Annotated in this window: 14 protein-coding genes; 10 read left to right on the top strand and 4 right to left on the bottom strand. The window is 68.0% G+C overall.

The genetic code is table 11. From position 1 onward, the window contains the following. Positions 1–74 precede the first annotated feature (74 nt). From rapZ to tpiA, 6 genes are all read left to right on the top strand, one after another. Positions 75–1,055, top strand: a complete 981-nt coding sequence (gene rapZ, locus OH799_RS10895; protein WP_406278772.1) for an RNase adapter RapZ — start codon at positions 75–77, stop codon at positions 1,053–1,055. Beyond that, a complete protein-coding gene (yvcK, locus tag OH799_RS10890; protein WP_406278769.1) occupies positions 1,052–2,098 on the top strand; it encodes a uridine diphosphate-N-acetylglucosamine-binding protein YvcK in 1,047 nt (348 codons plus the stop codon). Before rapZ ends, yvcK begins: the two co-directional genes overlap by 4 nt. Continuing rightward, a complete protein-coding gene (whiA, locus tag OH799_RS10885; RefSeq protein ID WP_406281981.1) occupies positions 2,095–3,072 on the top strand; it encodes a DNA-binding protein WhiA in 978 nt (325 codons plus the stop codon). The genes yvcK and whiA overlap by 4 nt, the downstream gene beginning before the upstream one ends. Positions 3,073–3,219: 147 nt before the next feature. After that, a complete protein-coding gene (gene gap, locus OH799_RS10880; protein WP_357261424.1) occupies positions 3,220–4,239 on the top strand; it encodes a type I glyceraldehyde-3-phosphate dehydrogenase in 1,020 nt (339 codons plus the stop codon). A 5-nt stretch (positions 4,240–4,244) separates the two neighbouring features. Beyond that, positions 4,245–5,459, top strand: a complete 1,215-nt coding sequence (locus tag OH799_RS10875) for a phosphoglycerate kinase (protein ID WP_406278765.1) — start codon at positions 4,245–4,247, stop codon at positions 5,457–5,459. Positions 5,460–5,461: 2 nt separating this feature from the next. Next, positions 5,462–6,247 (top strand): triose-phosphate isomerase, encoded by a 786-nt coding sequence (gene tpiA / locus OH799_RS10870; protein ID WP_357261430.1) that lies wholly within the window; start codon positions 5,462–5,464, stop codon positions 6,245–6,247. A 170-nt stretch (positions 6,248–6,417) separates the two neighbouring features. Here the strand turns inward: tpiA and OH799_RS10865 are convergent, their stop codons facing one another. Continuing rightward, on the bottom strand, positions 6,418–7,200 hold the full coding sequence (locus tag OH799_RS10865) for an META domain-containing protein (RefSeq protein ID WP_406278761.1): 783 nt from the start codon (positions 7,198–7,200) through the stop codon (positions 6,418–6,420). 259 nt (positions 7,201–7,459) lie between these two features. Between OH799_RS10865 and OH799_RS10860 the strand changes: the two genes are divergently transcribed. The 3 genes from OH799_RS10860 to secG all read left to right on the top strand — a co-directional run bounded on the left by OH799_RS10860 (position 7,460) and on the right by secG (position 10,333). After that, positions 7,460–8,404, top strand: coding sequence for an EamA family transporter (locus OH799_RS10860; RefSeq protein ID WP_406278758.1), 945 nt, complete (start codon positions 7,460–7,462; stop codon positions 8,402–8,404). Between the two features lie 10 nt (positions 8,405–8,414). Then, the gene (locus OH799_RS10855; RefSeq protein ID WP_406278755.1) at positions 8,415–10,016 is read left to right on the top strand and encodes an MFS transporter; all 1,602 of its coding nucleotides are present in this window, start codon (positions 8,415–8,417) and stop codon (positions 10,014–10,016) included. Between the two features lie 83 nt (positions 10,017–10,099). Next, a complete protein-coding gene (gene secG, locus OH799_RS10850; RefSeq protein WP_327118689.1) occupies positions 10,100–10,333 on the top strand; it encodes a preprotein translocase subunit SecG in 234 nt (77 codons plus the stop codon). A gap of 32 nt (positions 10,334–10,365) precedes the next feature. Here secG and OH799_RS10845 read toward each other — a convergent pair whose 3' ends face one another. Continuing rightward, entirely contained in the window at positions 10,366–11,214 is an 849-nt protein-coding gene (locus OH799_RS10845; protein ID WP_406278752.1) for an SDR family NAD(P)-dependent oxidoreductase, read from the bottom strand. A 337-nt stretch (positions 11,215–11,551) separates the two neighbouring features. On the opposite strand from OH799_RS10845, the gene OH799_RS10840 reads away from it, so the two are divergent. Then, entirely contained in the window at positions 11,552–12,154 is a 603-nt protein-coding gene (locus tag OH799_RS10840) for a hypothetical protein (RefSeq protein ID WP_406278749.1), read from the top strand. 8 nt (positions 12,155–12,162) lie between these two features. Here the strand turns inward: OH799_RS10840 and OH799_RS10835 are convergent, their stop codons facing one another. Both OH799_RS10835 and OH799_RS10830 read right to left on the bottom strand, forming a co-directional pair. Further along, positions 12,163–12,642, bottom strand: coding sequence for a hypothetical protein (locus tag OH799_RS10835; protein WP_406278746.1), 480 nt, complete (start codon positions 12,640–12,642; stop codon positions 12,163–12,165). A 113-nt stretch (positions 12,643–12,755) separates the two neighbouring features. Further along, entirely contained in the window at positions 12,756–15,002 is a 2,247-nt protein-coding gene (locus OH799_RS10830) for a transketolase C-terminal domain-containing protein (RefSeq protein WP_406278743.1), read from the bottom strand. Between the last annotated feature and the right edge of the window lie 35 nt (positions 15,003–15,037).

Raw genomic sequence — 15,037 nt, 5'->3', positions numbered from 1 at the left:
TTATGTGTCTGTGCCCGATACCGAAACCGGTGCGGGATGATCGGAAGGCACCCGAGAGACGGATCCGGTAGGACATGACACGCGTCGAATCGAACAGCAGTGCGGGTGGCCCGCCGACGAGCGGAGGACGAGCGGGCTTGTCCGGCGCCCTCGCCGGAGCGCACCCACAGGTCGAGGTCGTGATCGTGACCGGACTCTCCGGCGCGGGCCGTGGCACCGCCGCGCGCGTACTCGAGGACCTCGGCTGGTACGTCGCGGACAATCTGCCGCCTGAGCTGTTCGGTCGGATGGTGGAGTTGGGCGCCTCCGCGACCCCGCCGATCCGCCGCCTGGCCTTGGTCATGGATGTGCGCAGCCGGTTCTTCACCGGCGATCTCTCGGCGGTCACCGAACAGTTGCGGACGCTCGGCGTCGGCACCAGGGTCCTGTTCCTGGAGGCGTCCGACGACGTGCTCATCCGCCGTTTCGGATTTGCCCGGCGCCGTCATCCGCTACAGAGCGAGAGCAAGGACGGCACACTGTCGGCCGGTATCGCCGCCGAGCGGGTGCGCCTGTCGGCCGTGAAGGCCGCGGCGGATCTGGTCATCGACACCACCGAGCTGTCCATCCATCAGCTGCACCGCAAGCTCGAGGAAGCATATGGGGGCGGCGCGCCCAGCGCGCTGCAACTCACCGTGCAGTCCTTCGGCTTCAAGTACGGGGTTCCGCTGGACGCTGACATCGTGTTGGATGTGCGTTTTCTACCTAATCCACATTGGATACCGGAATTGCGGGAACATACCGGTCAGGAGGCGGTGGTCAGCGAGTACGTGTTGTCACGCCCTGGCGCGAACGATTACCTGCGTACCTGTCACCACCTGGTCGATCTGACGACGAACGGTTACCGCCAAGAGGGGAAGCGATACATGACCGTGGCAGTGGGCTGCACCGGAGGCAAACACCGAAGCGTCGCGATAGCCGAGGCACTGGGCGAGCTGATCAGCCAGGTCCCCGGTGGGTCGGAGGGATCCGCCGACGTGGTGCGCGTCGTGCACCGGGATCTGGGGCGCGAATGACCGGTTGGGAATCCAATCCGAGCATCGTCGCGCTAGGCGGCGGGCATGGCCTGTACGCGACACTGACCGCGGTGCGACGGCTGACCAGGAAGATCTGCGCGGTGGTGACCGTCGCGGACGATGGCGGCTCCTCCGGGCGGCTACGCGCCGAATTGGGGGTGCTGCCGCCGGGGGATCTTCGCATGGCGTTGGCTGCCCTCGCCGCGGACGCCGACGGGGTGTGGACACGGACTGTTCAGCACCGTTTCGGCGGCACCGGCGCGCTGGCCGGGCATTCTGTCGGCAATCTCATCCTGGCCGGGTTGACCGAGGTGCTCGGCGATCCGGTGGCCGCGCTCGACGAGGTCGCCAAAATGTTGCGTATCACCGGGCGGGTTCTTCCGATGGCGCCGATCACGCTCGACATCGAGGCGGATGTTTCTGGGCTGGAAGCAGATCCGCGGGTGAGCCGCTGCATTCGCGGCCAGGTTGCCATAGCCACCACGCCGGGTAAGGTGCGGCGGGTGCGGTTGATTCCGTCCGATCCGCCGGCCAGTCCCGAGGCGACCTCGGCGATCGAACACGCCGATGTCGTCGTACTCGGTCCCGGTTCGTGGTTCACCAGCGTCATTCCGCACATCCTCGTGCCCGAGCTGCGGGAAGCCCTGGTGTACACCAGGGCGCGGAAGGTCTTGGTGCTCAATCTCGCTGCAGAGCCGGGGGAGACGGCGGGCTTCTCCGCGGAGCGGCATCTGCACGTATTGTCTCAGCACGCGCCGGAATTCGTGGTCGACGAGGTACTGGTCGATTCCGGGTCCGTGTCAGAGGGGCGCGAGCGAGAACATGTGGCCAGGGCTGCCGAACAGTTGCGGGCACGGGTAACCTTCTCCGATGTCGCCGAAGCGGGGACGGCCCGGCATCACCCCGGAAAGCTCGCCGCCGCACTGGATCAAGTGATCCGGCAACCTCGGCCGCAAATGGCAGGGCTTCGAGTCGAGGGACGGCACATGGGTCAAGATGTGCGTTCCGGGTTGGGTGGAAAGGAGCGCGTCTCGTGGCGATGACAGCCGATGTGAAAGACGAGCTGAGCAGGCTCGTGGTGTCGCAAGTGAGTTCCCGCAGGGCGGAGCTGTCCGCGCTGCTGCGCTTTGCCGACGGCTTACACATCGTCGGCGGCCGGGTGATCGTCGAGGCCGAGGTGGACATGGGTTCCATCGCGCGCAGGCTGCGCCGGGAGATCTTCGAGCTCTACGGCTACGGCTCCGACGTGCACGTGCTCGGCGCGGGTGGTCTGCGCAAGACCTCACGCTATGTGGTGCGCGTGTCCAAGGAGGGCGAGGCGCTGGCCAGGCAGACCGGCCTGCTCAACGTGCGCGGTGTTCCGGTGCGTGGTCTGCCCGCGCAGGTGGTCGGCGGCAGCATCGCCGACGCCGAAGCCGCTTGGCGCGGAGCGTTTCTCGCGCGCGGCTCGCTCACCGAACCAGGGCGTTCCTCGGCGCTGGAGGTCAGCTGCCCTGGGCCGGAGGCGGCGCTGGCGCTGGTCGGTGCGGCCCGGCGGCTCGGGATCGCGGCGAAGGCGCGCGAGGTGCGCGGCACCGACCGCGTCGTGGTGCGCGACGGCGAGGCGATCGGTGCGCTACTGACCAGGATGGGCGCGCATGGCACCCGGATGGTCTGGGAGGAGCGCAGGTTGCGCCGCGAAGTCCGCGCGACCGCGAACCGGCTGGCCAATTTCGACGACGCCAACCTGCGCCGCTCGGCGCGGGCCGCGGTAGCCGCGGCGGCGAGGGTGGAACGCGCGCTGGAGATCCTCAGTGAGGACGTGCCCGACCATCTCGCCGCCGCGGGCAAGCTGCGCGTGCAGCACCGCCAGGCGTCGCTGGAGGAACTGGGTCAGCTCGCCGACCCGCCGATGACGAAAGACGCCGTGGCGGGCCGTATTCGCCGTCTGCTGTCGATGGCCGACCGGCGCGCCAAGGAGCTCGGCGTGCCCGACACCGAATCGGCTGTCACGGCCGAGTTGCTCGACGACGCCTGAGCCCGCTGTCCCGGCGGACATCCGCCGGGACACGCGGTTCTGACCAGGTGCCGCACGAATGCCAGGTGCGTGTCGGTGAGGTAACGACAGGGCATTAGTGTGAGTGGGGCATCGGAATGATCCGCCTGAAAGCTGAGGAGCGATAACGTGACTGTCCGGGTAGGCATCAACGGCTTCGGCCGTATCGGACGAAACTTCTTCCGGGCGGTGGAGGCGCAGAAGGCGCTCGGCACCACCGACATCGAGATCGTCGCGGTCAACGACCTCACCGACAACGCGACCCTCGCGACCCTGCTCAAGTACGACTCGATCCTCGGCCGGTTGCCGCAGGATGTCTCGCTCGACGGCGACGACACCATCGTGGTGGGCGACCAGCGGATCAAGGCGCTGGCCATCAAGGAAGGGCCCGCGGCGCTGCCGTGGGGCGATCTGGGCGTCGACGTGGTCGTCGAGTCCACCGGCATCTTCACCGATGCCACCAAGGCCAAGGGCCATCTCGCCGCCGGCGCGAAGAAGGTCGTCATCTCCGCCCCCGCCAAGGGCGAGGACATCACCATCGTGATGGGCGTCAACGACGACAAGTACGACGGCAGCCAGAACATCATCTCGAATGCCTCGTGCACCACCAACTGCCTCGGCCCACTGGCCAAGGTGCTCAACGACGCGTTCGGCATCGAGCGCGGCCTGATGACGACGATTCACGCCTACACCCAGGACCAGAACCTGCAGGACGGCCCGCACAGCGACCTGCGTCGCGCCCGCGCCGCCGCGCTGAACATCGTGCCCACCGGCACCGGCGCCGCCAAGGCCATCGGCCTGGTGCTGCCCGAACTGCAGGGCAAGCTGGACGGCTACGCACTGCGCGTGCCGGTTCCGACGGGTTCGGTCACCGACCTGACCGCCACCCTGCGCAAGTCCGCAACGATCGACGAGATCAACGCCGCCTACCGGGCCGCCGCCGAGGGCCCGCTGAAGGGCATCCTGAAGTACAACACCGACCCGATCGTCTCCAGCGATATCGTCACCGACCCTGCCTCGTCGATCTATGACGCGCCGCTCACCAAGGTGATCGACGATCAAGTGAAGGTCGTCTCCTGGTACGACAACGAGTGGGGCTACTCCAACCGTCTCGCCGATCTCATCGGCCTCGTCGGCAAGTCGCTCTGACGCGTATGGCTGTCAAGACACTCGCAGACCTGCTCGAAGAGGGTGTCGAGGGTCGGGGCGTGCTCGTGCGCTCCGATCTGAACGTCCCCCTCGACGACAACGGAAAGATCACCGATCCCGGCCGGATCGTCGCCTCGGTGCCGACCATAAAGGCACTGGTAGAGGCGGGCGCCAAGGTCGTGGTGACTGCCCATCTCGGCCGCCCGAAGGGCGAGCCGGACCCGAAGTTGTCGCTGGCGCCGGTGGCCGCCGAACTTGCCGACCAGCTGGGCCGCAATGTCCAGCTGGCCGGTGACGTCGTGGGCCAGGACGCGCTCGCGCGGTCGGAGGGCCTCACCGACGGCGACGTGTTGCTGCTGGAGAACATCCGCTTCGACCCGCGCGAGACCAGCAAGGACGACGCCGAGCGCGGCAAGCTCGCCGCGGCGCTGGTCGAGCTGGTGGGCGATGACGGCGCGTTCGTCTCCGACGGCTTCGGTGTCGTGCACCGCAAGCAGGCGTCGGTGTACGACGTGGCGAAGCTCCTGCCACATTTCGCGGGCACACTGGTCGCTGCCGAGGTCGACGTACTGGCCAGGCTGAGCGAGAATCCGGACCGGCCGTACGCGGTCGTGCTCGGCGGGTCCAAGGTCTCCGACAAGCTGGCCGTCATCGAGGCGCTGGCGCCGAAGGTCGACACCCTGGTGATCGGCGGCGGCATGTGCTTCACCTTCCTTGCCGCACAGGGCCTTTCGGTAGGCTCCTCGCTGCTGCAGGAGGAGATGGTGGACACCTGCAAGAATCTGCTCGAGCAGTACGCCGACGTCATCCACTTGCCGAGGGACATCGTGGTGGCCGACACGTTCGCCGCGGACGCCGAGTCGAAGGTCGTGCCGGCACATGAGATCCCGGACGGCTGGATCGGTCTGGATGTGGGCCCGGAGTCGGTGCGGCGATTCGCCGCGCTCCTGACCGAGGCGAGGACCGTCTTCTGGAATGGCCCGATGGGCGTGTTCGAGTTCGAGAAGTTCGCCGCGGGAACCCTCGGGGTCGCCGAGGCGATCGTGACCGCCACCGGCAAGGGCGCGTTCAGCGTCGTCGGCGGTGGCGACTCGGCCGCGGCCGTACGTGCGCTCGGGCTGCCGGAGGACGGCTTTTCGCATATCTCCACCGGCGGCGGCGCGTCGTTGGAATACCTGGAGGGCAAAGAGCTCCCTGGCATCGCGGTGTTGGAGGACTGAGCATGGCACGCAAACCGCTCATCGCGGGCAACTGGAAGATGAACCTCAACCACCTCGAGGGCATCGCTCTGGTGCAGAAGATCGCGTTCGCGCTGCCGGAGAAGTACTTCGACAAGGTAGACGTAGCGGTGATCCCGCCGTTCACCGACATCCGCAGCGTGCAAACGTTGGTCGAGGGGGACAAGCTCCTGCTCACCTACGGCGCGCAGGATGTCTCGGTACACGAATCCGGCGCCTACACCGGAGAGATCAGCGCGGCCATGCTCGCCAAACTGGGCTGCGCCTTCGCCGTGGTCGGCCATTCGGAGCGACGGCAGTACCACAACGAGGACGACGCTCTTGTGCTCGGCAAGGCAAAGCAGGCGCTGAAGCACGGGATCACCCCGATCGTGTGCATCGGCGAGGGCCTGAACATCCGCGAGGCGCGGACGCACGTCGAGTACAACCTCGAGCAGCTGCGCGGTTCGCTGAAAGGCCTGACAGCGGAGCAGATCTCGAAGATCGTCATCGCCTACGAGCCGGTGTGGGCGATCGGCACCGGCAAGGTCGCCACCCCTGCCGACGCGCAGGAGGTCTGCGGCGCGATTCGCGGGGAGCTGGCGCGGCTGGCCTCGCCCGAGGTCGCCGCGGAGGTCCGCGTCCTCTACGGCGGCTCGGTGAACGCCAAGAACGTCGGAGAGTTGGTCGCTCAGACCGACATCGACGGCGCCTTGGTCGGCGGCGCGTCGCTCAAGGGCGACGAGTTCGCCACCCTGTCCGCGATCGCCGCGGGTGGCCCCCTGCCCTGACCTCGTCGAGGAACAACGCGCAACAGCCCGGTATCGCTCCCCGCGATACCGGGCTGTGCCGTATCCAGCGCCAGGAGCGGGTCTATCGGCCGGTGCGGCATGACCGGTGGTCGAGCGATGCATCCGTACTACCGGCTGGGGCTGCGCGGGTTCTCGCCGACCGACAACCGCTACTGCGCGTGCAACGTGAGACCGCTGCCGTTCTCGTTGCGGAGGGTCAACGTGTCGGAGTCGACCGTGGCGGTGGTCTTGCCGTCCAACGCTTTCAGGACCGCCTGTTCGACCTCCATCACCTCCGGGGAACACAGCATTTTGGTGGTGGCGATCCGGAAGGTGATCTCCGAGCCTGACACGTCCGCGCTGCCGGTCATGCGATTACACCCCGCGCCGCCGGAGACGCCGCCGTCCTCGGCGATGGTGAGGGCCGGTTTCGTCTCGTCGATGGTTTGCGAGCGGATTTGGGCGTCAGGGGTGATGAGCGCGGTGACGAGCCACGCTGTCCCCCGCACGGGCTTATCGGGTTGAGCGACTTTCTTGTCGATCATGGTGACAGTGCGGTCGTCGCTGTGCAGGGTGAGCTTCGCGTCGTCGAGCCGCCAGCTGGGGTCGGAATTCAGCAGACCGCTGAGCCATTCGTCGGCGCCATGACGGCCGCCGCCGCAGGCCATCAAAGTGCTGGCAAGGCCGGAGACGCGCATGGTGTGGTCGTCGAGTGTGACCGCGCCGGTGTACTTGTTGCAGCCCGCGTCGGCGGAGATGCGGCCGTCGGTGAAGCTGACCGTGAGCGGGCCGCCGCCAGGGATCGGCGTCCCCTCGACGCCGGTGGAGAGGAAGGTTCGGCCGATCGGGCTCGGCTCGTCGGAGCTCGTGCCCGGGCCGCCGCTCGAGCATGCCGCGACCGCGCTGAGGGCGAGCAGGACAGCCGGACCGAGTCGCGCGAAGTGTGCCGCCATGGGGCGATGCTACCGACGACGCGCATCCCAGCACGGCTGTTCACCAGGTACCGGCGTGCTGAGTGCGCCAGCGAAGAGCTGGCGGGTATTAGTATCTGTTCCGTGCACCGATGCTTCCCGATCACTCCGCCGCCCGCCTCCTGAGCGAGGTGTAGGTTTCCGGCGCGCCACCGGCAGGTGAGCGCGCTGTTCTCGGTACCGCCGTGCACCTCGCTTCCGCGACCACCTTCCCTTTCTCGTCGCAGGAGCGCGATACTTCATGTCCACATCTGTGTCCACCGCAGGCCGTTCCGGGCTGGTCTACCTCGTCGGCGCCGGAATGCTTTGGGGCACCGGCGGTTTGCTCGGCACGCTGTTGCACCGGGCCACCGGCCTCTCGCCCGTTTCGGTTGCCACCTGCCGGCTCGCCGTCGGCGGGCTGCTGTTGGTGGCGCTGCTGGCCACCAGGAGGCGGCCCTGGCCGCGAAACCCCTTGGCGTGGCGCAGGGTCGGTGCAGTCGCCGTGCTCGCGGCAGTCTTCCAGGCGGCCTACTTCGGCGCTGTCGTGGCCTCCTCGGTCAGCCTGGCCACTCTGATCACCATCGGTATGTCGCCGGTGGTGGTCGCCGTGCTGGAACACCTCACCGGAGGGTACGCGGTGGACCGGTGTCGCGCCGTCACGATCGGCATCGCCTTGTGCGGTCTTGCGCTGCTGGTCGGTGATCCCTCCGGTGGGGTCAGCGTGGGCGGGTTGGTCGCGGGCGCTGCGCTCGCCGTGGCGGCCGCGGCGGCGTTCGCGGCGGTCACCGTGATCAACGCGGTGCCGGTGCCGGGACTCGATGCGATGACCACGACGGGTCTCGGGTTCACCGGCGGCGCGCTGCTGCTTGCCCCACTTGCCGCGACTTCCGGGCTGGCGTTCGATCCGACGGTACGCAGCGTTGTGCTGGTACTGGTGCTGGGTCTGGTGCCTACCGCGGTCGCCTACACGCTCTACTTCCGCGGGCTGTCGAACGCCGGGCCGGGGATCGCCGCGGTCCTCGCCCTGCTCGAACCGCTGACCGGCGCGGCGCTTGCCGCGGTGGTGCTCGGCGAACGACTGACGACGTCGGGGTTGGCAGGTGCCGCGCTGCTCGTCGTGGCGCTGTTGCTCGCTGCCATACCCTCGCGGTCGACGGCGCGGATCCCGGACACTGCGACGGGTCGGCGCCGGTCACGAGACTAAGCTTCGGCGCGTGAACGCTGCCGCAACGACTGTTCCAGGCTCCACCTGGGCGCCGATGCGATCGCCGGTATACCGCGCGCTGTGGATCGCCCAGCTGGTGTCGAATCTCGGCACCTGGATGCAGACCGTCGGGGCGCAGTGGATCCTGGTCGACCAACCCAACGCCGCGGCGTTGGTGTCGTTCGTGCAGACCGCCATCACGCTGCCGGTGATGCTGCTGGCTATTCCGTCCGGGGTGATCGCCGACCTAGTGGACCGCCGCAGGCTCCTGCTCGGCGCGCAATCCACGATGGCGGCGCTCGCGACGATTCTGGCGGTCTCGACCGCGACTGGGCACACCACCCCAGGCGTGCTGTTGACTTTGTTGTTCTTGCTGGGCTGCGGGCAGGCGCTGACCGCGCCCGCGTGGCAGGCGATCCAGCCGGAACTGGTGTCGCGTGAGCAGATCCCGGCCGCCGCGGCGCTGGGCAGCATGAACATCAACATCGGAAGGGCGGTCGGCCCCGCACTCGCCGGTGTGCTGGTCTCGCTGTCCGGGCCGACGCTGGTGTTCGCACTGAACGCGGCGTCATTCGGCGGGATCGTCGCGGTCCTCACCGTCTGGCGCAGGCCGGCGACGGATCGGCGACTGCCCACCGAACGTCCGCTCGCGGCGTTGCAGGCGGGCACCCGGTTCATCCGGGCCGCACCCGCGATCCGCCGGGTGCTGCTGCGCTCCATCCTGTTCATCGCGCCGGCCAGCGCGGTGTGGGCGCTGCTCCCGGTGATCGCGCGGGATCGGCTCGGGCTCTCGTCCTCCGGCTACGGCCTGATGCTCGGCGCACTCGGGCTGGGTGCGGTGCTCGGCGCCGCCACGTTGTCGCGACTGCGGAGCCTGATGACTCCGACGCAGCGGCTGACCACGGCCGCGATCCTGTTCGGCCTCGCGACCGCGGGCACCGCGCTGCTGCGCGTGCTGCCCGCGGTGTTGGTGCTGCTGATCTTCGCCGGGCTGGCATGGCTGCTGGCGATGTCCACGATGAACTCGACCATGCAGCTGCTTCTGCCCGCATGGGTGCGTGCGCGCGGGCTCTCGGTGTACTTGCTGGTGTTCATGGGCGGCCAGGCGATGGGCTCGCTGGTTTGGGGCCTGGTCGCCAATGCGCTCGGGCCGGTGTCGGCACTGCTGTGGGCCGCGGCTCTTCTCGCGATCTGTGCGCTGAGCACACCGTGGTTACCGATTCGGCACAACGCCGAGGAGCTGGATTTGACCCCGTCCGCGTTCTGGCCGGAACCGCAGCTGGTCGTCGAACCCGATCCCGACGACGGCCCGGTGCTGATCCTGCGCAGCTACGACGTGCCGCGGGAGAACGTCGAGGAATTCCTGGCCGCCATGGTTTTCGTCGGCCGGTCCCGGCAGCGCACGGGCGCCATGGAATGGCGTCTCTACCGTGACGTCGGGGTGCTCGACCGCTACGTGGAAGCGTTCGTCGTGCGGTCCTGGGTCGAGCACATGCACCAGCACCAGGTCCGGCTCACTGCGCGGGACCAGCTGCGCGAGCGGGCCGTCGCGAAGTTCACCACCAATGACGACGACCAGATCACCCACCTGGTCGCCGTCGACCCGCGCTAGCCGGATCTTGCGGGCCCCGCGGCGGAGCGGTCTGGACGTATCCTGATTCGGTGGGATTCCGCCGACCGCATACACTGTCCCACATGCGGATGTTCCTGGATATCCTCCTGATCATCACCAGCGTGCTGCTGGTGCTGCTGGTGCTGCTGCACCGCGCCAAGGGCGGAGGTCTGTCCAGCTTGTTCGGTGGCGGCGTGCAGTCCAGCCTGTCCGGCTCGACCGTCGTGGAGAAGAACCTGGACCGCATCACCATCTTCACCGGGGCGATCTGGCTCATTGCCATTCTCGGCATCGGCCTGGAGATCAAGTTCGCCTGACCCGGCTGGTCACACCCGTCTTCGCGGCGGATTCAGTCGACGCGACGAACGCGTCCGTCGATATCGGTGAAGCCGTAGTACGCGGCAAGATCTGCCACCCGCCAGGGCAATCCGGTGCGCGCGTATCGCCCGCCGTCGGTGGCCAGTGCGACGACCGCGCGACCCGGAAAGCGCGGCGTCTCCGCCTCGGCCAGGTCGAATGTCCCTTCGCCGGGCAGGGTGACCAGTCGCTGCCCGGTTGCGTCGGCCGGAACCATTTGCAGCAGTTCGGTATCCACGATCCCGGGCCAGATCGAGACGACCGTCACGCCGGTGCCAGCGAGATTGTGCGCCATGTCGGTGGTGAGCCGGTCGAGCGCGGTCTTCGCTACGCCGTATACGGCATTGTGCATGTACCTGCGTGCGCCTGGGGAGGAGATGTTGACGATCAACCCGCCCGACTCGATCAGCAGCGGCGCGGCGAAAAAGCTTGCCACATAATGTGATCGGACGCCTACGTCGAAGCTCTCGTCCCACGCCGCAGGCGGCACCTCCCAGAACGGCTTGCCGAGCCAGCACGCCGCGGCAGGGGAGTTGTAGACGTTGTTCACCAGCACGTCCAGCCGGCCGTGCTCGGTGCGGATCCGCTCGAACAGCCGCTCGACCGCGTCATCGTCCCGATGGTCACAGACGAACGGAATCCCGACTCCACCCGCCGCGTCTATCTCGGTGGCGGTTTCGTGCACGGTGCCCGGCATTCGCCCCTTCGCGGCCGAGCGTCCGGTGACGAACACCGTCGCGCCCGCAGCGCCCAATTCCAGCGCGATGCCCTTGCCTATGCCGCGGCTGGCGCCGGTGACCACCGCGATCTTGCCTTCGAGCCCGTCGGGTATTCCGCTCACGGTCCCGGAACATTACCGTGAAACCAGAACGCGTTCTATGTTTTGGAAGCCGGAGTGGAGTTGACCCATCGGTTCGTGACGATCCACGGCATCAGGATGCACGTCGCCGAGCAGGGGAAGGGGCGAGCCGGTGATCTTTTGCCACGGCTTCCCGCACACCTGGTACATCTGGTACCGCCAGCTGCCCGCGGTCGCCGTGGCGGGCTATCGCGCAATGGGCTGATCGCCGCGCCTCTGCGCCACCTCTTCGCACACCCCTCCGACATGCCGGTCTGAGCCGAAACGCCCACGCGCGGAGGGCCGTTCACTGTCGGTGGCCACCGCTAGTGTCTCCTGAATGAGCTATTGCCTGAGCATCTACGTCGTCGAACTGGACCGGATCAAGGGCGCCATCGGGTCCAGGGACGACAAGCTCCGGCGCATGATCGGGGGCCGGTTCAAGGCCCAGCTGACCCACGACGACGACTGGTTCGCCGAGGAGATCGAGAATGGCGCACCCACCCGCTATGACGCGGTGCGCGCCGTCATCGCCGGCGGCCCCTTCGACCCGTCATACAGGTTCCAATACGGCTATGCCTACCAAACGATCTGCCAGTTCTACGGCCGGTTCGTGGACAACCGGTACTTCTCCGCGTTCCGCGGCCGCTGGCTCGACCACATCGATGACGGGCTGGCCACGCTCGGCATCAAAGCGATCAGCGTCCGCGCCTTCATGTACCACTCGCTGCCACCTGCACTGCCTCAGCCCGACGACCTTCCCGGCTACGGCGAATGGACCCCGGAGCAATGTGCCGAAGCCCTGGTCCAGTGGGAATCGACCACGCCAGGGCAGCGCGAAGAGATCGACCACGAGGTGCTGGCCGCCATCGAATCCTGTATCGCATGGATCAGGGAGGCGCAGGCTCGCCCTGGCTGGGGTATCGCCGGGTTCTTCTTTTGAGCAGCGATCTACTGATATTCCTCGGTCCGCTTCGGGTAGGCGGACCAGCAGGGCAGGGGTTGGTAATCGAGGTAGGCCGTGAGGCGGTCTAGCAGATACTGCCAGCGGGGGCCGATGGCGCCGACGTCGGCGGGGCAGACGTGGCGGCGGGTCAGTTCGACGGTGGTGACCACGCCGACCTGGTTCATATGGATCTCGAGCAGGCACCCGTCGATGTGTACGACCAGTTCGTGCGGTGCCTGGCAGTGATCGACGCGCACCGCGATCGGACCGGAGACCGGGCCGTCGAGCGGTTCGATCGTGAGGTTGCCGTTGCCGCCGGTGACGGCGCCGAGCCAGCGGCTGAGCTGGCCGCGCTCGGTAGCCGCCGACCACACCTCGAGCACCGGCTTGCGGAAGGATCGCAGATAGTGCAGGAGTACCAGATCGCCGTCCGTTGTGTGCTCGTGCTCCGGCCGTACCTCGCCGAGCATGGACATCGCGGTCATCTCCGTGCCCTTCCGCTACTGGTCACCGTCACTATCACTGTATTTCCACTATTGCCCGGTCGAATCGAATTCCAGGGAAACCCGCGCTCCGGCGCGCCGCAGGCCCGGGCGTGTTACCTCGCGAGGAGTTCCTCCGCCGCGGTCTCGATCTTGCTCTCGTCGAGCAGCACCGTGTCGGCAGCCGGTCCCAGCGGGACGAAACTGTCCTCGCTGGTGACTCGCGCCATGCGCCCCTCGAAACCGGCGTCGATCAAGGCGGCGCACACCGCCTCGGACACGCCGCCACTGTGGCGGGTTTCGTCCGCGACCAGGACACGGCCGGTCACGAGCGCGTGCTGGAGCAAATCGTCCACCGGCAGTGGCGCGAGCCAGCGCAGGTCGAGCACGCGCGCGCGGAGACCGCGCTGGGCCAGACGGTGCGCGACGCGCAGGCTCATCGGCACGCCGTTGGCGAAGCTGACGAGGGTCAGGTCGGCGCCATCGCCGTAAACGCGGGCACGGCCGATCTCGACGTGCTCGGCGGGCGACGCGTGTGCGAGCCAGCCGTTGTCGCCGGGCCGGTGCAGGTCGCGGGTGTGATAAAGCGCGATGGGCTCCAAGTACAGGCATACTCTGCCGTCCACCCGGGCCGCGGAAACGCAAGTGCGGAGCGTGGCCGCGGCGTCGTCGGCGCGGGAGGGGGACGCGATGATCAAGCCGGGGATGTCGCGCAGCGCGGCGATCGAGTTGTCGTTGTGAAAGTGGCCGCCGAAGCCCTTCTGGTAGGCGTACCCGGCGATCCGGACCACCATCGGGTTCCGGTAGCGGCCATCGGAGAAGAACGACAGCGTGGCCGCTTCGCCACGCAGCTGGTCGGCGGCGTTGTGCACGTAGGCGAGGTACTGGATCTCCGGGATCGGCACGAATCCGGCCAATCCCGCGCCGAGCGCGGTGCCGAGGACGCTCTGCTCGTCCAGCAGGGTGTCGAACACGCGGCGTGCGCCGAATGTCTTCTGCAACCCCTTCGTCACGCCGTACACCCCGCCTTTGCGCCCGACGTCCTCCCCGAAGACGAGCAGGTCTCGATCGCGGGCCAGCAGATCCGCAAGCGTGTGATTGATCGCTTGGGCGAGGGTTGTCGAAGTGTCCGGCGGCGTCGCGCTGTTCGCACCAAGCTGTGCTGCGGCGCTACGCGCTGATTCCCGGCTGGGGTCCGCGCCGGTCGGGAGTGCGTCGATCCGGAGCACGTCGGCGCGCACCAGCGCGGTGCGGGACGCTCCGATCGGGGCGGCCACTGCCGCGGCGGAGGCGAGTTTCGGCTCACGCCAGACGAGTTCGGCCATCGCGGTCACCCGGTGGCCCAGGTCGTTGTAGCGCTCGAGGACCTCGGCGGGCGTTGCCACACCGGAGGAAATCAGCAGCCGCGCCGTCGCCAGCACCGGATCGCGCAGCAGGTCGGCGGCGATGTCCGTGGGGCGGCGGTAGGCCGCTTCGACGTCCGAACCCGCGTGGCCCAGCAGGCGAACGGTCCGCAGCCGCAGGAACGCGGGTGTGCGGCGGTCTCGAACCCACTGCGCGGCGGTGGCGCCGGTCGTCAAGGCGTCGCGCGCGTCGCATCCGTCCGCGCTGAAAAACGCGAGGCCGGGCCGATGGCCGTACGCTTGCTCGATCCAGTCCGGCGGTGTCGGCACGCTGATCCCGATGCCGTTGTCCTCGCAGACGAATAGGATCGGCATCGAAATCCCTTGATGGGCGGTGTGTATGGCGGCGTTGATCGCGCCCGCCGCCGTGGAGTGGTTCGCTGATGCGTCACCGAAACTGCACAGCACCACCGAATCTGGCGGCCACTGCGCGGACACGCCGAGCCGAGCCGCACGGTCGATCGCGAACGCCAGCCCGACCGCGCGCGGAAGATGTGAGGCGATCGTGGAGGTCTGCGGGATGACGTTCGCCGCCGCGCTGCCGAAAACCTTGTGCCGCCCACCGGAAATCGGATCCGCCGCCGCGGCGACCACACCGAGCAACACGTCCCGGATCGGGTCGAGGCCGGGCACCTGGCGGGCCCGGTGTACGAAGAATGCCCCCGACCGGTAATGCAGCAGGGCAGGATCGGTGACCCGCAGGAGCGCGGCCAGTGCCGCGTTGCCTTCGTGGCCAGAGGACCCGATGCTGTAGTAGCCGCGCCGGGCACTGCCGAGCCTGCGTGCCGCGAGGTCGAGATGTCTGCTCGTCGCCTGCGACTCGAACAGCGCGAAGCACGCCTCACCCGTGATCGCGCTGCCTGGCTCGATCGACTGACCGGCCGGGCGCTTCGGCTGCGGTGTGAGCGCCGAGATCGCGGTGCGAAAACGCTCGTCCAGATCCACTACCTGATCGGTCATCGAAAGATCATCCCGTACAACTCCGCCGGTCGGCC

The organism is Nocardia sp. NBC_00881, from assembly GCF_045207455.1.
Taxonomy (GTDB): Bacteria; Actinomycetota; Actinomycetes; order Mycobacteriales; family Mycobacteriaceae; genus Nocardia.
The sequence above is the reverse complement of the archived record's forward strand: the minus strand, read 5'-3'. Positions and strand labels throughout refer to the sequence as shown.